This window comes from Amycolatopsis sp. NPDC028719 (assembly GCF_055565395.1).
In genome coordinates this window covers 227,020-248,410 of sequence record NZ_JBVHUL010000011.1, presented here as the reverse complement: position 1 = coordinate 248,410, position 21,391 = coordinate 227,020, and the positions used below count along the sequence as shown (strand labels likewise).

Annotated in this window: 22 protein-coding genes and 1 pseudogene; 6 read left to right on the top strand and 17 right to left on the bottom strand. The window is 70.8% G+C overall.

The genetic code is table 11. The features are described from left to right. The 9 genes from ACZ4TR_RS39710 to ACZ4TR_RS39670 form a co-directional block, all read right to left on the bottom strand. Window positions 1-417 (bottom strand): hypothetical protein, encoded by a 417-nt coding sequence (locus ACZ4TR_RS39710; RefSeq protein WP_465293311.1) that lies wholly within the window; start codon window positions 415-417, stop codon window positions 1-3. Window positions 418-545: 128 nt separating this feature from the next. Next, complete coding sequence (locus ACZ4TR_RS39705) at window positions 546-890, bottom strand: hypothetical protein (RefSeq protein ID WP_465293310.1); 345 nt, start codon at window positions 888-890, stop codon at window positions 546-548. Between the two features lie 20 nt (window positions 891-910). Then, a complete protein-coding gene (locus ACZ4TR_RS39700; RefSeq protein WP_465293309.1) occupies window positions 911-1,312 on the bottom strand; it encodes a hypothetical protein in 402 nt (133 codons plus the stop codon). Window position 1,313: 1 nt separating this feature from the next. Next, window positions 1,314-1,721: a hypothetical protein gene (locus ACZ4TR_RS39695; RefSeq protein ID WP_465293308.1), complete on the bottom strand. Its 408-nt coding sequence runs from the start codon at window positions 1,719-1,721 to the stop codon at window positions 1,314-1,316. Next, window positions 1,718-2,335 (bottom strand): head-tail connector protein, encoded by a 618-nt coding sequence (locus ACZ4TR_RS39690; protein WP_465293307.1) that lies wholly within the window; start codon window positions 2,333-2,335, stop codon window positions 1,718-1,720. The genes ACZ4TR_RS39695 and ACZ4TR_RS39690 overlap by 4 nt, the downstream gene beginning before the upstream one ends. Before the next feature lie 12 nt (window positions 2,336-2,347). Next, complete coding sequence (locus ACZ4TR_RS39685; RefSeq protein ID WP_465293306.1) at window positions 2,348-2,770, bottom strand: hypothetical protein; 423 nt, start codon at window positions 2,768-2,770, stop codon at window positions 2,348-2,350. 15 nt (window positions 2,771-2,785) lie between these two features. Continuing rightward, window positions 2,786-3,982: a phage major capsid protein gene (locus tag ACZ4TR_RS39680; RefSeq protein ID WP_465293305.1), complete on the bottom strand. Its 1,197-nt coding sequence runs from the start codon at window positions 3,980-3,982 to the stop codon at window positions 2,786-2,788. Beyond that, entirely contained in the window at window positions 3,982-4,560 is a 579-nt protein-coding gene (locus ACZ4TR_RS39675) for an HK97 family phage prohead protease (protein WP_465293304.1), read from the bottom strand. The genes ACZ4TR_RS39680 and ACZ4TR_RS39675 overlap by 1 nt, the downstream gene beginning before the upstream one ends. Further along, on the bottom strand, window positions 4,553-5,815 hold the full coding sequence (locus ACZ4TR_RS39670; protein ID WP_465293303.1) for a phage portal protein: 1,263 nt from the start codon (window positions 5,813-5,815) through the stop codon (window positions 4,553-4,555). Before ACZ4TR_RS39670 ends, ACZ4TR_RS39675 begins: the two co-directional genes overlap by 8 nt. 28 nt (window positions 5,816-5,843) lie before the next feature. On the opposite strand from ACZ4TR_RS39670, the gene ACZ4TR_RS39665 reads away from it, so the two are divergent. Then, on the top strand, window positions 5,844-6,155 hold the full coding sequence (locus tag ACZ4TR_RS39665) for a terminase small subunit (RefSeq protein WP_465293302.1): 312 nt from the start codon (window positions 5,844-5,846) through the stop codon (window positions 6,153-6,155). Next, on the top strand, window positions 6,124-7,593 hold the full coding sequence (locus tag ACZ4TR_RS39660; protein ID WP_465293301.1) for a terminase: 1,470 nt from the start codon (window positions 6,124-6,126) through the stop codon (window positions 7,591-7,593). Before ACZ4TR_RS39665 ends, ACZ4TR_RS39660 begins: the two co-directional genes overlap by 32 nt. 435 nt (window positions 7,594-8,028) lie before the next feature. On the opposite strand, the gene ACZ4TR_RS39655 is transcribed toward ACZ4TR_RS39660, so the two are convergent. The 5 genes from ACZ4TR_RS39655 to ACZ4TR_RS39635 form a co-directional block, all read right to left on the bottom strand. Beyond that, window positions 8,029-8,241 (bottom strand): hypothetical protein, encoded by a 213-nt coding sequence (locus ACZ4TR_RS39655; RefSeq protein WP_465293300.1) that lies wholly within the window; start codon window positions 8,239-8,241, stop codon window positions 8,029-8,031. Window positions 8,242-8,309: 68 nt separating this feature from the next. Beyond that, window positions 8,310-8,840 (bottom strand): HNH endonuclease, encoded by a 531-nt coding sequence (locus ACZ4TR_RS39650; protein ID WP_465293299.1) that lies wholly within the window; start codon window positions 8,838-8,840, stop codon window positions 8,310-8,312. A gap of 2 nt (window positions 8,841-8,842) precedes the next feature. After that, window positions 8,843-9,859, bottom strand: a complete 1,017-nt coding sequence (locus tag ACZ4TR_RS39645) for a hypothetical protein (RefSeq protein ID WP_465293298.1) — start codon at window positions 9,857-9,859, stop codon at window positions 8,843-8,845. After that, entirely contained in the window at window positions 9,859-10,089 is a 231-nt protein-coding gene (locus ACZ4TR_RS39640) for a hypothetical protein (RefSeq protein ID WP_465293297.1), read from the bottom strand. Before ACZ4TR_RS39640 ends, ACZ4TR_RS39645 begins: the two co-directional genes overlap by 1 nt. Before the next feature lie 217 nt (window positions 10,090-10,306). Beyond that, window positions 10,307-11,845, bottom strand: a complete 1,539-nt coding sequence (locus tag ACZ4TR_RS39635) for a recombinase family protein (protein ID WP_465293296.1) — start codon at window positions 11,843-11,845, stop codon at window positions 10,307-10,309. A gap of 25 nt (window positions 11,846-11,870) precedes the next feature. Between ACZ4TR_RS39635 and ACZ4TR_RS39630 the strand changes: the two are divergent. Both ACZ4TR_RS39630 and ACZ4TR_RS39625 read left to right on the top strand, forming a co-directional pair. Next, window positions 11,871-12,068, top strand: a pseudogene (locus ACZ4TR_RS39630) (peptidylprolyl isomerase); the annotation flags it as partial. Window positions 12,069-12,225: 157 nt separating this feature from the next. Further along, window positions 12,226-13,329 (top strand): acyltransferase family protein, encoded by a 1,104-nt coding sequence (locus tag ACZ4TR_RS39625; RefSeq protein WP_465293295.1) that lies wholly within the window; start codon window positions 12,226-12,228, stop codon window positions 13,327-13,329. A gap of 189 nt (window positions 13,330-13,518) precedes the next feature. Here ACZ4TR_RS39625 and ACZ4TR_RS39620 read toward each other — a convergent pair whose 3' ends face one another. Then, the gene (locus tag ACZ4TR_RS39620; protein WP_465293294.1) at window positions 13,519-15,288 is read right to left on the bottom strand and encodes an MFS transporter; all 1,770 of its coding nucleotides are present in this window, start codon (window positions 15,286-15,288) and stop codon (window positions 13,519-13,521) included. Window positions 15,289-15,691: 403 nt separating this feature from the next. Further along, window positions 15,692-17,137, bottom strand: a complete 1,446-nt coding sequence (pdxR, locus tag ACZ4TR_RS39615; RefSeq protein WP_465293293.1) for a MocR-like pyridoxine biosynthesis transcription factor PdxR — start codon at window positions 17,135-17,137, stop codon at window positions 15,692-15,694. A 28-nt stretch (window positions 17,138-17,165) separates the two neighbouring features. Here pdxR and ACZ4TR_RS39610 point away from each other — a divergent pair, with 28 nt between their 5' ends. After that, the gene (locus ACZ4TR_RS39610) at window positions 17,166-17,963 is read left to right on the top strand and encodes a methyltransferase domain-containing protein (protein WP_465293292.1); all 798 of its coding nucleotides are present in this window, start codon (window positions 17,166-17,168) and stop codon (window positions 17,961-17,963) included. Continuing rightward, window positions 17,960-18,184, top strand: a complete 225-nt coding sequence (locus ACZ4TR_RS39605; RefSeq protein ID WP_364519721.1) for a hypothetical protein — start codon at window positions 17,960-17,962, stop codon at window positions 18,182-18,184. Before ACZ4TR_RS39610 ends, ACZ4TR_RS39605 begins: the two co-directional genes overlap by 4 nt. Here ACZ4TR_RS39605 and ACZ4TR_RS39600 read toward each other — a convergent pair. After that, the gene (locus ACZ4TR_RS39600; protein ID WP_465293291.1) at window positions 18,121-21,348 is read right to left on the bottom strand and encodes a tetratricopeptide repeat protein; all 3,228 of its coding nucleotides are present in this window, start codon (window positions 21,346-21,348) and stop codon (window positions 18,121-18,123) included. The two genes, ACZ4TR_RS39605 and ACZ4TR_RS39600, sit on opposite strands and share 64 nt — an antisense overlap. Between the last annotated feature and the right edge of the window lie 43 nt (window positions 21,349-21,391).

Sequence of the window (21,391 nt, the reverse complement as noted above, 5' to 3'; positions counted from 1 at the left end):
TCAGTCCACCTCCAGCCCGGCGTCCTTGGCGATCCCCACTAGGGCGCCCTGGAGGATCCGCTGAAACTCTTCGCGGTGGTCCCGGAACGTCGGGTAGAGGTAGCGGCCGTCGGAGTAGAACGGGCGCTTCACGGACTTGTTCCGGCCGACGCTGCCGCCGAAGTCCAGCCACGGGTAGTAGGGCGCGCGGCGGCCGCCGACAGCGATGCGGACAGCGGACTGAGAGCTGCGCGCCTTGAGGCTGTCGGCGGCGCGGCCGGTGCGGCGCGGGATGAGCGGGCGCGTCTTCTCGATCAGGAAGGTGGAGGACTCGTTGAGGGCGAGGCGCAGTCCCTTCGGGAGGTTGCTGTCCAGTCGACGCAACCCCTTGCGAAAGTCCACCAGTCCGCTAACTGTGACCATTTCCTTGCCGGGCACGCTTCACCTCCATTTCCTGCCGTTGCGCCTTCCGTCCGAAGTAGACGCCCCACTGCATAAACTCGTAGCTGCCCATTTCGCGCCGGAGGCGGGAGACGGTCATCCCCAGCTTTTCAGCCAGGTAAAACTCAAACTCCAGCTCCGTCGTTTCCATCGTCAGATACGTCGCTTTTCGAGGCACCCTCTGCGAGCCCGGACAGCCGCCGGATCGCGTCGGTGACCTTCCCGATGACGCCGGGCGGGCTCGACTTCTGCCACTTCTCCGCCTGCGCGGGGTTCAGCTTCGGCTCCACGAGGCAGCACACGAGGTTCCGCCGCTCGATCACGTTGGCGTCTTCGGTGCCCTTCGCGTTGAGCAGCAGCTCGTACCGGGTGAGCCCCCGCACCTTGACCTTGCGGCCGTTGCCGATCTCCACGTCCTCGGTGGCGTCGACAACCTCCACCAGGTCGTCGGGGCTTGCGTATTCGCTCATGGCTGGTCCCTTCTCTTGAATCAGGTCTGGTCGGTGACCACGGCGGCGTCGGAGGACTGGAGCGTGACCGTCCACGTCACCATGTCCGCGACGGGCGCGGTCTCCTCGTAGGCGGTGACGAGCACGTCCACAGTGGTCTCCGGCTTGGCGCTGCCGGTGCCCTCCGGGCGGTAGACCAGCTCCACGACGGTGCCGAGCAGCGGCTCAACGACCGCCTTCGGGCCGGTGGCGCCGTTGTCGTAGATGCCCGAGATGTCGAACGAGCCGTCCAGCAGGCCGCCGAAGTAGACCTTGGCGTTCTTGCCGAACGTGGTCACGTCGTGCGAGTCCGCCGAGCGCTTGTTCCCCACGCTGTTGCAGAACGCGGAGATGTCGTTGTCGTCGAGCGAGACGTAGAGGGACTTTCCGTGTACGAATGCCATTTCAGGCACCTCCCGTGCCGATGAGGTCAAGTTGGAAGACGGCGCCGAGGTACTCGACACCGGCGACGGTGTAGCCGTCCACGCGCGCGTCCTGGACGCGTACGCTGTCGAACGCGGTGTAGGTCCCCGACTCCACGGCCGCCTTCACGGAGTCGTCTCCGGCGCCGTCCAGGTACTTCGCCAGCCGGTCCCGCGAGGTGCGGGCGTCGAGCTTGCCGACGAGGACGAACAGCGGCACGGAGAACGTGTCCGCGCCGCGGCCGTAGGTGGTGTCGTAGGTGATGGGGTCCGGCCAGCCCACGATGGCCGCTGGCGGGGTAATCCGGTCGGCCGAGTACGGGAAGACCCGGAGGCCGTCTACGGCGCTCAGAGCGGTTCCCAGCTCGTCCATTACGTCGGCGATGTTCACGCGGCACCCCACCACCGGTAGTAGGGCCGGACCGTGAGCGCCACGTCCGGGTCCAGCTTCGGCAAGAGCCGCATCTCGGACCCGATGTCCGGAGACCCGGCGACACCGAACGGGGAATCACGGCGGGAGAGGAACCGCGACGCCTGCAGCAGGGTGGCCTGCTTGATCGTCGTGGGCACGGCGGACCAGCCGAAGGTTCCGTGCACCTCCACTCCGCCTTCGGTGCCGCCGGGAGTCGTTTCCGACGACGGGCTGACGACGATCTGCGTCCACGGTCGGCCGATCGCCGCGGCGTTGATCGGCTTGAGCTGGTACTCGTCGATCAGGTCGCCGTAGGTGCCGTCGTCGGTGCTGTCGTAGTGCACCATCAGCCCGGAGATCGACATCAGGTCGTCGATCGGGACGATCCACCGGCGCCGCTTGCGGTCCCACTCGGCGGTGTAGAACCGGTCCTCCGGCGCGGCGGACTGGCCGAACTGCCGGTTGGTGGCGCGGTCGACCGCCCGGGAAGCGGCCGTGACCGCGAGCGCCACTTCCACGTCGTCGTCGGAGTCGCTGATACGAACGAAGTTCTTCAGCTCCTCCGTCGTCACGTAGTCAGGTGCCCAGGCCACGGCCGTCTCCTCTCAGACCTGCGAGCCGACCGCGTAGACCGCGGCCGTGCACGTGAAGGTGTCGGTGGTGCCGGTGCCGGTCAGGGTGCAGCGCAGCCACGGGCGCCCGGCCTTGAGCTGGACGAAGGTGTGGACCACCGCGTCCCCCGTGCCGCCGGACAGGCTGCCGTCGGTGGCCGCCGCCGCGGTGGCGCCGATCGACCCGGCGGAGTCCGGAGCGTCGAGCACGGCGAACGAGATGCTGTCCGTGGTGCCCGCGGTCGTCGCGGTGAACACCACCAGGATCTTGTCGCCGTGCTTGTAGTTCGCCAGCGCCGCCAGGTTCAGGTCGTCGGGCGTGCCGAAGTCGAAGTTGGTGGTGGTGGCGGCGTTCTTGCTCGCCTTCGCCGTGCCGAGCAGCCGCAGATCGGCGCTCACCAGGTCTCGTACGGTCATGTCTGTCCGCTCCTATCAGGCCACGCCGCCGAGAACGACGTACGCGTTGGTGTTCTGCTGGGTGGCGTCCTGGCGAGCCCAGGCCGAGTACTCGATCTGCCGGTTGTTCATCCGCGAGTACGGGTTCACCAGCACTTCCACGTCCTTGACGGTGCGGCGGACGTAGCCCTCGTTGAGGCTGCCGAAGACGCCCCACGGGGAGCCGGTGCCGCTGGTGATGTCGAAGTCCGGGAACGCCTGGTCGATCGTGACCGGGTAGCCGAGCAGCGTGCCGCTGCTGCCACCCTCGGTGTTGGTGGCCATGTTCGCGTCGGCCGGCCGCCAGATCGGGTCGCCGTGGCTGTCCTTGATCTTCTCCAGCACCGCCAGCGACTGGTCGTTGAACGCCCACCGCGCGCCGTCCCGGTACGCCGGGTCCACGCTGTGGATCCAGGTGATGATGTCGTCGTAGACGATGGTGTCGGTGCCGGTGGCCGGGACCGGGGTCAGCCCGGTCACGATGCCGAGCGGCTGCTTGACGCCGGTGCCGGTGACGAGGTGCGGCGCCTGGATGCGGTAGATCCGCTCGCCGAGCTTGCGCGACACCAGGCCCTCGATGTCGAACGCCGCGTCCTGCGCCAGCTCGTAGGAGACGCGCAGCGGAGTCGAGCCCGCACCGCCCGCCATGTACGAGTAGGCGCCGAGCTGCGCCGTGCCGAACACCATGTCCGCGCCGGACGTGAAGGTGCCGCCCTCGTCCACGATCTCGCCGACGTTGCCGGTGTCGTCCACCGTCGGCCACGGCAGGTTGCGACCGTCGCTGGTGGACAGGTTCTCGACGACCTGCGCGAGCCCGCCGAACGCCTTCATCCGCTCGACCAGCTTGTCCCGGAAGCCGTCCGGGACCAGGTAGCCGCCTTCGGTGCCGGTGCCCTCCGACTGCGCCCGCAGCTCGACGAGGTCGGCGTTTTCCTTGCCGGTGCGCAGGTAGGAGCTGAACGCGCGCTCCAGGGTGTCGTCGCGCTTCTCGGCGCCGACGTTCACCAGCGGCCGGGTGGTGGTGCTCTTGTACGCCTCGTGGCGCTTGCGCACCTCTTCGGTCGACCGGCGGGTCTTGAGCTGGCCTTCCAGCTCCTCGTAGCGCTGCACCTGCTCGTCGGTCAGGTCGCCGCCAGCGGTCTCAGCCTCGTCCATGATCGCCTGGAGCGCGGCGAGGATTTCCTCAACGGTCATTACGCCCTCCCAGGCGTGTAGAGAGCCCGGTGGCGGGCTCGAATCAGTCGGGACCGCGCCGAGCTGGTGCGGCCGATCTCCGCCGAGCGGAGAGACAGGGACCCGTTCGTCCCGGTGTAGGCGGGAAGCGTCACGGGGGACACGTCGCGCAGGCGCGCAACTCGCGTGTGGACAGTGATGGTTCGGCCATCGGCGGCGCGCTCGCGGCGAACCTCGCCCTGGACGTAGCCGATGGACGCGCCCTGCAGATCACCGCGGCGGGCAAGCTCGCGCAGGTCCCGGCCGAGCGTGGTGTCCGGCAGGTCCACATCGAACATCAGGCCCTCGTCGGTGGCGCTGAGCTTGAGCGTGCCGGACGCCTGGCGGCCGAGCAGGTGGTCCGGGTTGTGGTTCCACAGCGCCACCACGTCGCCGGTGTCGTCGGCCAGGATGTCGTCGAACGCCGAGCGGTCGAACGCCTCGTAGCCCACGTCGTGGGTGTCGGCCACCTGCCCGAAGACGGACGCGAGGCCGCGCAGGCGGTTGCCGGTCACTTCGGCGCGGATGGCGACGTGCAGGCGGCGGGAGGTGTCAGGCATCGGGAGCCCCTTCCGGCGGGGTCACGGGCGGGGCGGTCTGCTGGCCGGCCGGGAGCGAGCCGGGCGGGAGCCGCAGCGTTTCGCCGCCGGGCACGGCCGGGAGGTTCATCCGCGCGCGGCCTTCGTTCGGCGTGATCAGGCCGCCGTTCACCTGAGACAGGATCAGGTTCGCCTTGTCCTCCGGGGAGGGCTCCACAAACTCGGTGTAGTCGAACCGGGCGACGCGGCGCGGATTCGCGACGAGGCGCGAGAGGCGCTGCTCGATCCGGCTGGTCCACGGGCGGAGCGTGTAGCGGGCCAAGCCGCGGTTCTGCTCGGCGATGCCCTGGCCCCAGCTGGTGGACTTCTCGGTGAGGCCGAGCAGGTGCGGCGGCACGCCGAACCACCGGCCCACCTCGTCCACGCTGAACGTGCGGGACTCGATGAACTGTGCGTCCGTGGCGGACATCTGCCACGCCTGGAATTTGAGGCGCCGGTTGATGACCGGAATGTCGCCCGCGTTCTCCGGGCCGAGCATCTTCCGGTTGATCGTCTCCTTGACCTCTTTGGCTTCGCCCTCTTCCAGGTCCTCGTCGCCGTCGGGGGTGACGAGTCCGGAGATCATGGCGCCGTTGGAGAACTGTCGGTTGGCTGCCTTGTCGCCCGCGAGCCCGGTCCCGAGCGACAGCCGGGCGGCGCCGATCGGCGAGATGCCCCGGCGGCCGTCCAGCGTCAGGCCCATGATCTGCGTCATGGTCGACGGGTCGAGCGTGAGCACGTCGGCCGGGCGCCCGTCGGCGGCCGGGATGGTGACCTCGAACCGCTTTCCGCCCGGCCGGGTCTCGTCCCAGTACACGGAGACCTGCTCCGGCAGGATCGGGTTCAGCCACGCGAGCGCGCCCGCGCCGTTGTAGACGTGCTGCAGGAAGATTTCGCCCTTGAGCACCAGGCAGACCATGACCAGCTCCGCCCACTCGAACGGCGTGAAGCGGTCGCCGCCGGGATTGTCCAGGAAGGACGAGACGGGCTGTGCCGGGCCTTCGGGGTCCTGCTCGATGGTCTGGAGCGTCAGGGACGCGATGGAGCCGGAGACGAGCGACACCGCGCGGTAGACGGCGGACAGCGTGAGTGCCGTGCTGGCGCTCACGGTGATCGAGCCGTCCGCGGGGGTGTAGCCGAGCATCACGGCCAGCGTGGGATCGGCGACGGAATACGAGGCGGCGGACCGCTCCGTGACCTTCGCCTGCCTGCTCCACCACGCCATACGATGGATCATATATCAGATATGATGCATGATGTACGACATGGTCGGAGTAGTCGAAAGTGTGCGGGCTGCGCTCGCCGAACTTCCCGCCGACCCGAGGGATCAGGCGGCGCGCGAGCTGGCCGAGCTGTACGCCCGACAGATCGAAGAGGGGGACCTCTCGACCTTCGGTCCGAAGCTGCTCGCCGTGCTCGACGCGTTGGGCCTCACGCCGAAGGCGCGCGCCGTAGCGATGAAGGGAGGCCAGGCCGATGCCCCCGACGCCGAAAAGCGGAACCCCGCCGACGAGCTACGCGCCCGGCGGGCCGCTCGGTTCGCCGGTGCCGCGGCTGTGGACTCCCCCGCTCCGTGAGCTGACGCCGGAGACCTCCTACGGGTTCGACCTGATCGACTTCGCACGCGACACGCTGGCCACGCCGTTCGACCCCTGGCAGGAGTGGCTAGCGATCCACGTGGGCGAGCTGCTGCCGGATGGCCGGCCGCGGTTCCGGACCGTGCTCATCCTGGTGGCGCGCCAGAACGGCAAGACGACCTTCGGCGAGGCGCTGGTCCTGTACTGGCTGTTCATCGAGCGCACCCCGCTGGTGTTGGGCACGTCGACGGACCGCAGCTACGCGAAGCGCACCTGGTCGTCCATTTGCGACACCGCCGCCGACAACGAGTGGTTGAACTGCGACTTGGGTCCGAAGGCGCTGCGGCTGACGATCGGCGAAGAGGCGCTGAAAACCAAGCACGACGCGGAGTACATCTTCGCCGCCAACAACGGGCGCGCCGGGCGCTCGACCACGCTCCACCGGTGGCTCGCCGACGAGCTGCGCGAGCACCGGACGCGGGCGGCGTGGGACTCCGCCTCGAAGGCGATGAACGCCGTGTTCGACGCGCAGACCGTGGCGATCACCAACCAGGGCGACTCGGAGTCGGTGGTGCTGGACTCCCTGCGGGCGCCCGCTATCCAGTTCATCGAGACCGGCGAAGGCGACGCCCGGCTGGGTCTGTTCGAGTGGTCCGCCGAAGACGGCGCCGACCCGACCGACCCGAAGGCGCTGGCGGCCGCGAACCCCAACTACGGCCACCGGCTCGACCCGGAGGCGCTACAGGCTGACGGCGCGCGGGCAAAGGCGGCGGGCGGCGAGGAGCTGACTGGGTTCCGCACGGAGGTCATGTGCCAGCGCGTCACGCTCATGGACCCGGCGATCGAGCCGGGCGCCTGGACGGACAGCGGCACCGACGAGCCTCTGGATCTCGCGGGGCACCGTCGCTACGTGGCGCTGTGCGTGGACGTGGCGCTGGACGGCTCGCACGCTTCCCTGATCGCCGCCGCACTGCTGGACGGCGTCGTCCACACGGAGGTCGTGAAGGCGTGGGACGGGTTCGGCTGCACGAAGGCCCTGCGCGCCGAGCTGCCGGACATCGTGCGCCAGGTGAAGCCGCGGGCGCTGGGTTGGTTCCCCAACGGCCCGGCCGCCGCGGTCGCCGCCGAGTTGGCCGCGGCGAAGGGGCCGCGGCGCGGGGTGTGGCCGCCGCGCGGGGTGGAGCTGGTGCCGATCACCGCCGAGACGGCCGCAGTGTGCATGGGGCTCGCGGAGGTCGTGCGGTCCGGCGACCTGGTGCACCCGAAGGACGAGTTGCAGAGCGCCCACGTCGGCGCGGCGCAGAAGCTGTGGCAGGGCGACCGCTGGGTGTTCGTCCGGCGCGGCACGGTGCCGATCGACGGCGCGTACGCCACGGCGGGCGCCGTGCACCTGGCGCGCACCCTGCCGCCGCCGCGCTCCCCGCTCGTCGCCGTGTAGGCGGGGCGAGGAGACCGGCCAGGCTGTTGATCTTGTTAGCGGGGCTCTCAGCGGGCAAAGAAAAAACAGGGCGGCGGGTGTCCGTGGCGGTGGGGGTCGTCGAACTTTTTACCCCCCGGCGGGGTTTCTCCGATTCGGGAGTGGTCTCCGCGTCCCCGTCGAGCCACCCTCGCTCACCAGTTGCTCACCTTGCGCGGCTGCGGGGTGGTGCGGCCGGGCTCCCCGATGTGGAGGTTGCACGCCTTGCACGCAGCCACCAGGTAGCGCGGATCATCACCAGTCACAGCACGGCCCTGCGTGTGGTGCACGCACGTGGCCACCCCTGTGCACACCCCCGGGATGGCCACCCCGCACCGCCCCCCGTTGGTGCGCTGGTTCTCCGCCAGGACCCCCGCCCGGATGCGGCGCCACCTCCTCGTGCTGCCCTTGTCCCAGCTACCCACCTTCGCCCCGCACGTACGCCAGGTACTCCCGGGAGATCCGTGTCTCCGCGTGGTCCGGCCCGTAGAAGGCGGCGTTGGTGGCCACCAGGTCGGCCGTCCAGTCCACGGAGGAGTGGGCGGCCGGCCAGGGCGCGTGGTCCGGGTGCGTGGTGCAGCCCCAGTGAACGGCGACGTAGCGCACCACGTCGTCCACCAGGGGCTCCACGCTCGTAGGCTCGCCCTCGCGGAACGGGAGCCCACACGCGGCGCAGGTGCGCTGGCGCCCGGCCGCGCTCATGCCGCAGCCTCCATGCACTCCGTGTACCGGACGCCGCGCGTGATCTTGCTGATCGTCGTCTGCGCGACACCGAACCGGCGGCCGATCTCCGCCTGTGACATCCCACCCGCGTACAGGCGGCGCACCTCGGCGGCGCTCTCGCAGTCGAAGGACGCGCGGGAGTTGGCCGCGCCCCGGTCGTTGAGCAAGCCCATGGCGCGGGCACGGCGCAGGTTCTCCGCCACGGTGACCGCTTCCAGGTTCGCCAGGTGGTTGTCGGTCTTCACGCCGTTCACGTGGTCGATGGTGATCTCGGCCGCCAGCGGGCCGTTCGCAGCCTCGAACACGACCCGGTGCGCGTAGACGAGCCGGGAGCGCTGCCGTCCGAACGGGACTCCGATGCGGACGTAGCGGGCGCCGTCGGAGTTGCCAAGGACGCGGCCCTTCGCGTTGACGATCACGCCGCGCGTGAAGTCGACGCGCCACGTCCCGGCGGCGATCAGTTCCAGGGCCTTGTCGTACGCGGCGCGGTCAGTCTGCTTGGGCATGGTCAGATCTCCTTTACGAGGCGGAGCGGGGTCTTTTCTTCGGCGGGCGCGTGACGGCCCGCCCAGGCGGTCTGTTGCGCGCGGTACTGCTCCGCGCGGCGCTCCAGCACGGGCTCGGCGCCGAGGACCGGCAGCAACGCGTCCGGGTCGGCACACTCGACGCGCGCGTAGCCGCCGCGCACCTTCACGGCGAGCCCGGCATCGAGGAGGTTCGCCAGCTCGCGGTAGAGGGTCCGGCGGCTCAGGCCGGTGATGCTGACGAGGTGCACCGCCGTGGCCGGGAGCTGTCCAAGGTGGACGTACAGGTGGTGAGCGCGCTCAGACAGCGCGCCTGTCTGGCCCTGCCAGATATCGGAAGGTGTGCCAAAACCTCGCAGTAGCTCCGTAGGAGCTAGGTCCGGGACACTACTGCGAGGTTTTGGCACAAACGGGGTCTCACGCTCGTCGTAGCGTCCAAGCGCGAGCCGGTACCGCGCCGCGCGCGCACTGTCGGCCTTAGTGACCAGCTGGAGCCATGCCAGGTCCGCGAGAACCTGCACAGCTGCGCGGGCGCGCCACTCCGTCATGCCGGACCAGACAGCCAGGCTGCGCGTCGGCACGGCGAGGACCATCAGGCCGTGCTTGTCGGCGTGCGCGTGGATCGCGTCCAGGGCGCGCCGGTCGCGGATGGCGTTGCGACCGGCCCACTCCCCCAACGCGCTCCGGATCATCGCCAGCTCGCGCCGGTTCGTGTCCTTGTCGCGCGTCAGCGGGGTGGACTGCACCAGGCGCACCGCGTCGCGGTAGTGCTTGGCGATGGTCTTGGAGTCGCCGAAGAGGGCGCGGCCGGACTCGGCGTAGTGGATCAGCTCGATGAACTGCGCGAGGGTGTAGCCCGCGCGGGCGCAGGCCGCCGCGATGGCGGAGCGGGTGCGGTGTCGGGTGTCCCGGATCAGCTCGCCGGTCTGCAGGGCGTCCCAGTAGGTCGGCCGGATCGGCGGCAGGCCCGGCGGGAGTCGCACCTGCCGGACAGCGGTCATCAGGCGCTCGCCGGGAGCAGATCCCGCAGGCGCGCGGCCAGCTCGGAGGTGATCGGCGGGGCGGCGGCTACGAATGCCTCGATCGCCTTGTCCAGGCGTTCGGTGGCTACCGTCTGGTCCAGCTGGCGTCGAAGGTTGTCAGCGTCCTCGTCGCGGCCTTCCCGGGCCGCGACGCCGAGGTTTCCGCGAAGCTGAGCGACGGCCGGGGAGATGTTTCGCTTGCCTGCCATGGGAACCGACTTCCGACGTGGTTCGTCGAGGGTCGGTTCTTCGCCGGTGGCGTTGTTCCTATTGCTCGCGCCCCGGTTGGGGCGTTGCAATCAAACCTACTCGTTAGGTTTGCAACGTCAAGCGAACCCGTTGCGGCATAAGGGAAGTACTCCCCACACTGAGGGGTAAAGCTTCCGAAACTTTCAGGAAATCGAGGCCAGAAAAGCTAGATCACGATTAGGTCACGTCGATCAGGTCGGCCAACAGAATGTCCACCAGCTCACCGTTCACCAGGCGGCGGAACACCAGGCGCTCGACCGCGGGCACGCGCTGCCCCGGCGCCGCCAGCGGCCGCACGCGCGGCTGGCCCAGCAGTTCCGGCACCAGCAGCAGGCGCGCCACCTCCCGCCGGGTCGACGGCTCCGCGCTCCCCCACCGCGTCGCCACGTCCGCGCCCGGCTCGATCAGGCCCTGCAGCACGCTCGGTGTCAGCAACTCCCGCTCGCGCTTCTCCGCCTTCTCCAGCGAGGCCAGCATGTCCGGCTCCGTCGCGGCCGCGAACGCCACCGACAGCCGCCCGGCGGCCACAGCGGCGGCGAGGTCGGCCAGCTCGGCGCGCAGCTGAGCGATCCTCTCCTGCAGCCCGGCCAGCTCGGCGTCGGCGGCGTCGGCCTTCACCGTGAGGGCGCTGTAGGCGTCGGGGTTGGCCAGGAACCGCAGGATGATCCGCGTCAGGATCTCGTCCACGCCCTTCTGCCGGACACGCACACAGCCGCGCTGGCAACGGAGATCTCCGTCAGGCGTCCGGGCGTAGGAGACCGTCAGCGGACCGTCGCACACGTGGCAGCGCACCAGCACCGTGAACGCGTGCTTCGCCGCGCCGCTGCGGTGAGTCTTGCGGGCCGGGTCCTTCACCGTCCGGGCCACGGCGAAGAACATCGTCTTCGGCACGATCGCGGGCCACGTCGCTGTGACCGTCGTGGCATCCGACCCGACCGCCTCACCTGGCTTGCGGCCGGGCGAGTGAACCCGGAGCCCGGCGTAGGCGGAGTTGAGCGCCATCGTCCGGAGCTGGGACGCGCTGTACGGCGTGCCGGACGCGTTCCGGATGTCGCGCGCGTCCCAGTCCCGCTCGATGGCCTTGAACGAGTGGCCGCGCCGGAGCCGGGCGTACAGCTCGCGGATCATCGGCGCCTTGCCCGGGTCGATCTCCTGCCGGAGGTAGTCGCCGGTCTGCTCGTCGTAGATCCGGCGGTACCCGACGGGGCACTGGCCGTGCGGGCGGCCCGCCGCCGCGGCCGACGCTGTGCCGCGCGTCGTGCGCTTGGAGATCTTGTGGGACTCCCACGCGGCGTCGATCGCGTCTTCCAGCAGGCTCCGGCGGTCGCGGGCGTCGGCGGGGTCGTAGAGCTTGTGGTCCGACTCGACCCAGATCTTGACGGTGGCCGCCTCGCACAGCTCGATCAGCCGCACCCACTCACTTTCGCGGCGGCTGCCCCGACTGGACTCCCACAGCCACAGCTCGTCGGCCCCGAAGTTGCCGTTCTCCAGATCGGCCAGCAGCCGGTCGAAGTCCTCGCGCCGCTTCCGTGCGTGCCGCGAGGCGGAGCCGACATCCTTGTACGGCGGCTCTACCAGCTGGACGCCCCGTCGGATCGCCGTGCGCCCGTGCGCTGCGTGCTGGTCGGCCGGCGAGGTCTCGCGGCCGGAGTGGTCGACAGAGACGCGCAGGTACTCGCGGCCGATGGTCCCGTCGTCGTCGCTGGTCAGAGGCATGGTGCTAAGGTACCACTAGGAAGTTAACGGGTCGGAGTTCTTCATCGTGCACTCGTTCGCGAACATCCCGGCGAACTATTCGGTGCTGGGTCGCGTGGTGCGGGGCATGGACGCGCTGGACCGGATGGTGGCGGACGGGATCATCCCGACCGACCCGGACGGGCCGTTGGACGGGGCCCCGGCGCACCCGGTGAAGATCCAGCGGGCTTCCGTCGGCTGGTAGGTCGCCAGCCTGCTCGATCGCTTCCCCGACCCGTCCACGATGTCGTCGCGACCGAGCACCCTACGGGCTCAAACGTCCGAAACGTCACCCCAACGAGTTAATGCCGGTCCCGCCCGATTACATTGGCCAAGCTGTGAGCAGCCTGAGGGGGGACACGATGATCACACACGAAACCTACCTGGCCACCCGAAGATTCGACGCCCTCGACGGGGTCCGGGCCATCGCCGCCGTGCTCGTCGTCGTCTTCCACTACGGGGGCCCCAGCTGGGTGCGGGCCAACGGCTGGATCGGCGTCCACCTGTTCTTCGTGCTCTCCGGCTTCCTGATCACCACCCTGGCCCTGCGTGAGGAAGCCCGCAACGGCCGGGTGTCCCTCGCCGAGTTCTACATCCGGCGAGCTTTCCGCATCCTGCCCGTCTACTACGTCATCCTCGGCGTGGTCGTCGTCTTCGCCTACTTCCGGGGCATGGGCCTGCGGCACAGCGGGATCATCGCCGCTCTGCCGTGGAACGCCGCCTTCGTCGGCGAATTCCACCAGATGACCCTGTTCGGCCAGGCCTGGACGCTCGGCATCGAGCAGAAGTTCTACCTCGTCTGGCCGCTGCTCGCGTTCGGTGTCGGCGCGCTCAGCTTCGCGAAGCGGCTGAGCCTCTCGCTCGTGCTCGTCGCCCTCATGCTCGCCCTGATCCCCTTCATGCCCTACGCCGGCGCTTACTCGCCGATCCTCATCGGCTGCACGCTGGCGATCGTGCTGCACCACCGCAAGGGCTTCGCCGCGCTGCGGGTGTTCACGCACCCCGCCGTCGGGCTGGTGGTCGCCGCCGCGCTGGTCGCGGTCCAGACCATGTTCGGCGAGATCACCGAACTGCTCAGCGACGAAGGCGGTTCGATCACCGGCACGCTCTACATCCTGCTCGCCGCGCTGCTCGTGCCGTCGCTGGTCGCCGGCGGCGGACCGCTCGCCTGGGTCCTGTCGCGGCGGCCGATGCGGTTCATCGGGGAGCGGTCGTACTCGCTCTACCTCATGCAGGGCGTCGTCGCGGTGGCGGTCGCGGGCGCGATCCCGCAGTTCGCCCCGCACCGGACGCTCACCGCGGTCGCCGTGACGATCGTCGGGCTGCTGGCGGCCGACGTGCTGTACCGCTGGGTCGAGGTCCCGATGATCGACGTCGGGCGCCGGATCATCACCCGCCGCCGCGAGAAGAAGGCCGAAGCGGCTCCGGTGGCCGAGGTCAGCGAGCCGGCGTTGGCCAGGATCTAGGCCGTTCCACGCCGAAGCACGTCACCACTCCGCTCAGGTCCGGGGTCACGAAGACCGAGAACCAGTAGCGCCCGCTCGGACGGTCGTCGACGAACGCCGGCAGCGCGAGCAGGTGGGCTCGTTCCACCACTCCCCCAGACGGAAAAGCCGGGTGCCGCGCAACTGCGGCACCCGGCTCCGAAACTACTGTCAGCGTTCGACGGACGGCGACACCAATTCGCTCGGCCCGCCGCCGGATTCCCCGGCCACGGCGGCCAGTTCCTCGCCCACCGACTCGCGGTCCTTCGGGCGAGCGTCCTTCGTCAGCAACGATGCCACCGCGCCGATCAGGCAGACCGCGATCGCGAAGCCGAACGCCACCGCCAGGCCCGACTGGAACGGGCCCGAGATCAGGTTCGGGAAGAAGCTGCGGCCCGTCAGGAACGACGCCTGGTCCGGGGGCAGCGCCGAGAGCTGGCCGCCCAGGAGCTGCTGGATCGGGTTGTACCCCAGGAACGCCGCGAACAGCACCGCCACCGCCGGCAGGTTCGCCACCTGCGTCGCCGCCGCGTCGGGGACGCCGTGCGCGAGCAGGCCCGCCTTCATCGTCGACGGGAGGCTGCTCGACAGGCCCGAGATGATCAGGCTGAAGAAGAAGCCGATCGACAGGACCATCGCCGCGTTCTGGAACGTCGTCATCATGCCCGCGCCGGAGCCGCGCGAGTCCGCCGGGAGGCTGTTCATCACCTCGGCCCGGTTGGGTGAGGAGAACATGCCCATGCCGATGCCGTTGATCAGCAGGATCGCCGCGAACGCCCAGTAGTCGAAGTTCACCGGCAGGATGATCAGCAGCAGGAACGTCACGGCCGTGATGAACAGGCCGCTGGAGGCGAGCATGCGGCTGCCGATCCGGTCGGCGAGGATGCCCGACGTCGGCGCGGCCACCAGGAACCCGACCGTCATCGGGAGCATGTAGATGCCCGCCCACAACGGCGTCTGCTCGAACGTGTAGCCGTGCTGCGGGAGCCAGATGCCCTGCAGCCAGATGATCAGGATGAACTGCAGGCCACCACGGCCGAGCGACGCCGTCAGGTTCGCGACGTTGCCCCACGTGAACGACCGGATCTTGAACAGCGACAGGCGGAACAGCGGGTTGTCGACCTTGGTTTCGATGATCACGAACGCCACCAGCACCGCGATGCCGCCGATCAGGCAGCTCAGCACCATCGGGCTGGCCCAGCCGGTCTGCGAGGAGCCGTAGGGCTGGATGCCGTAGGTGATGCCGACGAGCACCGCGATCAGGCCGACGGCGAAGGTGATGTTGCCCCACCAGTCCATCCGCGCGTGCTTGCGGATGCCGGTGTCGTGCAGCTTGAGGTATGCCCAGATCGTGCCGATCACGCCGAAGGGCACCGACACCAGGAAGATCAGGTTCCAGTCGACCGGGGCGAGCACGCCGCCGACGACCAGGCCGAGGAACGAGCCCGCGATGGCCGCGACGCCGTTCATGCCGAGCGCGAGCCCGCGCTGGTTGGCCGGGAAGGCGTCGGTGAGGATCGCCGAGGAGTTCGCCATCAGGAAGGCGCCGCCGACGCCCTGCACGATCCGCCAGCCGATCAGCCACAGCGCGGCCGCGTCACCGCCGAACCAGGTGACGGCCAGCATGATGGAAGAAACGGTGAAGACGGCGAAGCCGAGGTTGTACATCCTCGCGCGGCCGTACATGTCGCCGAGCCTGCCGAAGCTCACCACCAGCACCGCGGTGACCACGAGGAAGCCCATGATCATCCACAGCAGGTAGCTGGTGTTGGCCGGTTCGAGGGGGTTGATGCCGATGCCCTTGAAGATGTCGGGCAGCGCGATCAGCACGATCGAGGAGTTGATCGTGGCGATCAGCATGCCCAGCGTCGTGTTGGACAGCGCGATCCACTTGTACCGCGGCCCCAGTTCCGCGATCGAATACGTCCGGCGTTCCGCCACTGTGCAACCCTTCTGCTCGCAAGTCCCTTAGCTAGGCTAAGCAACTTGCTTGCGTATGGCAACCAAGTTCCGGAATCGCCTGGGAGAGCATGATCACACTCGCTTGACTGTCCTTTGTGGATCCTTTACTTGTCGGCCGGGAGCCGGGGTTGTGTGCGGCGACGGACCTGTGGACAACTCGGCTGGACCCGGCCCGGCCGGGCCGGAACTGTCGGTGGTTGCCGGTAACGTCGAAACCGGGGGTCCCCCTCACGGCCAGGCGGCAATTCCGGCGAACTCGGGGGCGGCCGACCCGCACGGTCCGCGGCTTCCGAACGTCTTGAATGACTCATTCACGTCGTCGGACGAGGTGAATGAGTCATCCAAGGCGGCGCCGCCACCGCCGGCCGCACGAAAACGGCCGTCAGCGCAGGAGTTTCCCCAGTACCGCAACCCCTTCGGCGATCTCCGTCGCCGTCCGGGCCGCGTAGCCCAGCACCAGACCCGGCCGCCCCGGCAGCTGCCGGTGCCACGACAGCGGCTGGACCTTCACCCCCTCCGCCAGCGCGGCCGCCGCCAGCGCGACGTCGTCCAGGTCCGAAGAGAACGTGATCGTCAGGTGCAGCCCCGCCGCCGCGCCGTGGACCACCGCCGAAGGCAGGTGCGAGGCAAGGGAACGGATCATCGCGTCGCGACGGCGGCGGTGCCGGGCCCGGACCACCCTCAGCTGCCGCTCCAGCTCGCCCGTCTCCATCAACCGGGCCAGGACCAGCTGCGCCAGCACCGGGTTGCCCAGGTCCGCGAACCGTTTCGCCGCCACCAGGTCGTCGCGGAACCGCGGTGGCGCCAGCAGCCAGCCGACGCGCAACGCCGGTGCCAGCAGCTTCGAAACGCTTCCCGTGTAACACACCTCCGGCACCATCGACCGGACCGCGGGCACCGGCGCCCGGTCGTAGCGGTGCTCCGCGTCGTAGTCGTCCTCCACCACGATGCCGCCGTCGGCCGCCCAGCGCATCAGGTCGCGGCGGCGCTCGCCGCCGAGGACCACGCCCATCGGGAACTGGTGGGCCGGCGTCACCAGCACCGCCGGGGCACGCAGCCGATCGACGCGCAGGCCGTCGTCGTCCACCGGGACCGGCGGGGTCGCCAGGCCGCAGTGGTGCAGGTGCTGGCGCGCGCCCAGCGAACTCGGGTCCTCGACCGCGATCTCGTCGACGCCGTGCTGCCGCAGCACCTCCCCCACCAGCGTCAGCGCCTGCGCGACCCCGGCGACCACGATGATTTCGCCGGGATCCACGCGGATGCCGCGGCTGCGCGCCAGCCAGTGCGACACCGCGAGCCGCATCGCCGGCGCCCCGCGGGGGTCGCCGTAGCCGAAGTGCGCCGGCTCCAGCTCGTCCAGCACCGCTCGTTCGGCCCGCAGCCACGCCGCGCGCGGGAACGCCGTCAGGTCCGGGACACCCGGCGTCAGGTCGATCCGGGCCGGGGCCGCGCGGACCGCGTCGAAGACCTCGGCGCCCGGCATCGGCGTGATCACCTTCGACGGCGGCCGGACGCGCGCCGGTTCGGGAGCGAGCACGGGCGCGGCCACCACCACCGTGCCGGCCCGGCCGCGGCCCGCCGCGTGGCCGTCGTCGATCAGGCGCTGGTAGGCCTCGGTGACCACGCCCCGCGACACGCGCAGCTCGGCGGCCAGGACGCGGGACGCGGGCAGCCGGCTGCCGACCGGGAGCCGGCCGTCGGCGACGGCGGCGCGCAGCTGCCCGGCGAGCCAGTCCGCGAGCCCGCCCGGCGGCGCCTCGCGGACGTCGAGCTGGAGGAAGTCCGACCCTATGGACCCCTCCGGGAGCGGGCTTTTGGCTCTGTCCATCGAGCCATTGTCGCAGCAGGCTGGGCTCATGAACACCACCTACGTGCACGGATACACCGGACCCGAGGCCCGCCGCCTCGGCGACCAGGCCGACACCCTCGCCGCGCTGCTGCACGCCGGGACGGCCTACCCCGCCGGCAGCCGCGTGCTGGAGGTCGGCTGCGGCGTCGGCGCCCAGACCGTCCACCTCGCGGCCCGCAGCCCGGACGCGCACCTGACCGCGATCGACGTCTCGGAAGAGTCCCTCGGCCAAGCCCGCCGGCGAGTCCCGGGCGTCGAGTTCCGCCAAGCCGACCTCTTCGCCCTCGACGGCCAGTGGGACCACCTCTTCGTCTGCTTCGTGCTCGAACACCTGCCGGAGCCCGAGAAAGCGTTGACCCATCTGGAAACCCTGCTGCGGCCGGGCGGGACGATCACCGTCATCGAAGGCGACCACGGCTCGGCGTTCTTCCACCCGCGCAGCGAACACGCCCAGGCCGCGATCGACTGCCTCATCCGCCTGCAGGCCGACGCCGGCGGCGACGGGCTCCTCGGCCGGCGCCTTTACCCGCTTCTCGCCGACGCCGGTTTCGACGACGTCGCAGTCGAACCGCGGACGGTCTACGTCGACGCGTCGAAGCCGGACCTCGTCACCGGTTTCACCCGCGACACGTTCATCGCGATGGTCGAAGGCGTCGGCGAAACCGCCGTCGCCCGGGGGCTGATCGACGAAGCCGGCTGGGCCCGCGGGATCGCCGACCTTCATCGCACCACCAGGGAATACGGGACCTTCCACTACGCGTTCTCCAAGGCAACAGCCCTTCTCACTCCGGAAGGAGCGTCATGATCATCGCCGTTCTCGCCGCCCTCGTCCTGCTCGCCTGGGCGCTCGACCACGCCTACCGCCGCCGTCCGTACCCGCGCAACCGCTTGGCGGGCAGCACGAACGTCTTCGACCGGGACGTCCAGCGCCTCGAAGGCGACCTCGTCGCCGACGAACGCCACTACGCCAGGTCCGCCAGCCGGTCCCGGGCCCGGATCGCGCCGGGCACGCACTCGCCGGCGTAACAAGCCAGCGCGCGTTCCCAGTGCTCGCGCGCGGTCTCCGGCTCACCCAGTCCACTGTGGACTTCGCCGAGCCCGTAGTGGGCCTTTCCCTGCTCCGGACGGCAGCCCGTTTCCTTCGCCACGGCAAGGGCTTCGCGGTGGTGGCCGAGCGCCTCCGCCGACGCGCCCCGGGCCGCCGCCAGCGCCCCCAGGCTGTTGAGCACCCGGGACTCCGCGCCCCGGTCGCCGCATTCGCGGGCCAGGCCCAGTGCCTCTTCGAGGTGCTGGGCCGCTTGCGTGTGCCGGCCCTGCGCGAGGCGGACGTCGCCGAGGTGCTTCAGCGCGAGGCTGCGGTTGGTCGGGCTGCCCGTCTCCTGCGCGATTTCGAGCGCCCGTTCGAGGTGCGCCGCGGCTTCCGCGTACCGGCCGCGCGCGTGCTCGATGTCGCCGAGGATGCCCAGGGCGTACCCCTCGCTCACCCACACGCCCATGGCGCGGAAGTGCTCCAGCCCTTGTTCCACGGCACGGACCGCTTCGTCGTGGCGGCCCAGCGCGGACAACGCGTCCCCGGTGTTGACCAGGGCGTAGCCCTCGCTCGTGCGGTCGGCGATGTCGCGGGCGAGGGCGCGGGCTTCTTCCAGGTAGCCGAGCGCTTCGCCGTAGCGGCCGATGCCGCGGCAGGAGCAGCCGAGCACCACCAGGACGAGGCCTTCGCTGGTGCGGTCGCCGGCCTTGCGGGCCAGGGACAGGGCTTCGGTCGAGTACGTGATCGCTTCGGCGAACCGGCCCAGCGCCCGGCAGACCAGGCCGAGGGTGTTGACGGCGTGGATTTCGGTGCGCTGGTCGCCGGTCTCGCGGGCGAGGACGAGCGCCTCCTCCAGGTACCGGCGTGCTTCCCGGGAGCGGCCGACGCGCCAGTGGCCGAGCGCGATCAGGATCAGCGGCTCGGCCTCGGCCGCCCGGTCGCCGGCGTCGTGGGCCAGCGCCGACGCGTGTGAGTGCAGCACCAGCGATTCTTCGTGGTAGCCACCGACGTCCAGGTAGTGCCACAGGATCCCGGACAGCAGCCGCAGGTGGTCGGCCCACCCGTGCCGTGTCGCGTGCGCCGCGACGGCCAGGAGGTTGCGGCGCTCGGCCTCCAGCCACGCCGGCGCGTCGATCACCTTGACGTCGGGGTCGGGCACGCGCGGGCGCAGGTGGCGTTCCTGCGGCAGGACGGCGTCCATCGCCTGCGCGGCCGACCGGACGTAGAAGTCGAAGAGCCGCTCCTGCGCGTCGTGGCTCTCGGTCTCGTCCCGCGCCGCGAGCTCGGCGGCGTAGACGCGCAGCAGGTCGTGCTGCTGGAAGCGGTCGTCGCCGGTCTCCTGCGCGAGGTGGGCGCGGACCAGCGTGGCCGTCAGCCGTTCCGCCTCCGGCAGGGGGACGCCGGCGAGCGCGGCGATCGCGGCGGGGGTCAGGTCGCGGCCCGGGTGCAGGCCGCAGAGCCGGAACACGCGGGCGGCGTCGGCCGCCAGGTGCCGGTAGGACCAGGAGAAGACGGCGCGGACCGCGGTGAGCGGGTCGCCGCCGCCGTCGAGCAGGTCGAGCCGGCGGTGTTCGTCGGCGAGCTCGGCCGCGAGCTCGGCGAGCCGCTCGCCCGGCCGGCTCAGCGCCAGCTCCGCGACCAGCCGCAGCGCCAGCGGCAGCCGGGCCGAGTAACCGATCAGCGCCTCGGCGGCGTCCGGCTCGTCGTCGACGCGCGTGCCGAGCAGCGTCCGCAGCAGGTCGAGGGCTTCGGTGCCGGTCAGCAGGTCGACGAGGACGCGGCGGGCGCCGTGCCGCGCGACCAGCCCGGGCAGCGCGTCGCGGCTGGTCACCAGGACCAGGCACGAGGCCGAGCCGGGCAGCAGCGGGCGCACCTGCCCGACCGAGCCGGCGTTGTCCAGCAGCAGCACCATGCGACGGCCGGTGAGCGCGGTGCGGAACTTCGCTGCGCGCTCCTCCTGCTCGGCGGGGATGTCCGCGCCGTCGACGCCGAGGGCGCGCAGGAACCCGGACAGCGCGTCGCCCGGCTCGACCGGCCGGACCGTGCCGTAGCCGTGGAGGTCCAGGTAGAGCTGGCCGTCCGGGAATTCGCCGAGGGACCGCTGGGCCCAGTGCACGGCGAGGGCGGTCTTGCCGACACCGCCGGTGCCGGACAGGACGGCGATGCGCGCGCCCGTGCCGCCGCCCGCCAGGAGGGCGTCGAGCTCGGCCAGCTGGCCGGTGCGGCCGCGGAAGCCGGCGACGTCCGCGGGCAGCTGCGCGGGGACGCGGGCCGGCGGTTCCGGGGCGGCGAAGTCCTGGCGCAGCACCTGCCGCTGGGCCGCGCGCAGCTCGGGGCCGGGTTCGATGCCCAGCTCGCCGTCCAGCCGCAGCCGGATCTCTTCGAACACCGCCAGCGCGGCGGCCTGCCGCCCGGACGCGGCGAGCACCTGCATCAGCCGGGCGTGCGCGGACTCGTTCAACGGCTCCTCGGCGATGAGCGCGCGCAGCCGGACCGCCGCGTCCTCGGGGTCCGCGGCCTCGGCGTACGCCATCACCGTCTTCGCGCGTTTCATCGCCAGGGCCAGCCGGGCGGGGTGCTGCCGGAGCCGTTCGACGTCGGCGAGGGCCGGGCCGCGCCAGAGCTCCAGGGCCTCGTGGTGAGCACTCTCTTCCAGGCACGCCTCGAAGCGCAGGAGATCGAGGTCGTCCTCGCCGGCGGTCAGCCGGTAGCCGCCCTTGTCGGTCGCGATGACGTCGGCGGGCCGCAGCGCGCGCCGCAGCCGCGCGACGTAGGTGTGGAGCAGCTCGAGGCAGGACGGCGGCGGCTCGTCCCAGATGACGTCGACGAGGTCCTCGCGCCGGACCGTGCGGTTCGGCTGCAGCGCCAGCATCGCGAGCAGCAGGCGCTGCTTCTCGGCGCCGATCTCGACCGGGGACTCCCCGCGCCAGACGGTGAGCGGCCCGAGGACGCCGATCCGCACCCGCTCCGGAGGTGCTTCGGCAAGCGCTTCCCGCAGCCGACGTTCCGTCTCCGGCCGGGGCCGGCGGACACTGCCGAGCTCGGCGTTGCGCACCGCGCGCTGGCTCAACCCGGCGCGCTCGGCCAGCTGGGCCTGGGTGAGGCCGGCGCGCACACGCCGTTCCCGCAGCCACCGGGCGAACGGCAGGCCTTCGTCCACAGGCGTCCTCTCCCCGCGTGCCCCGCAGCGGAACGTACCCCTC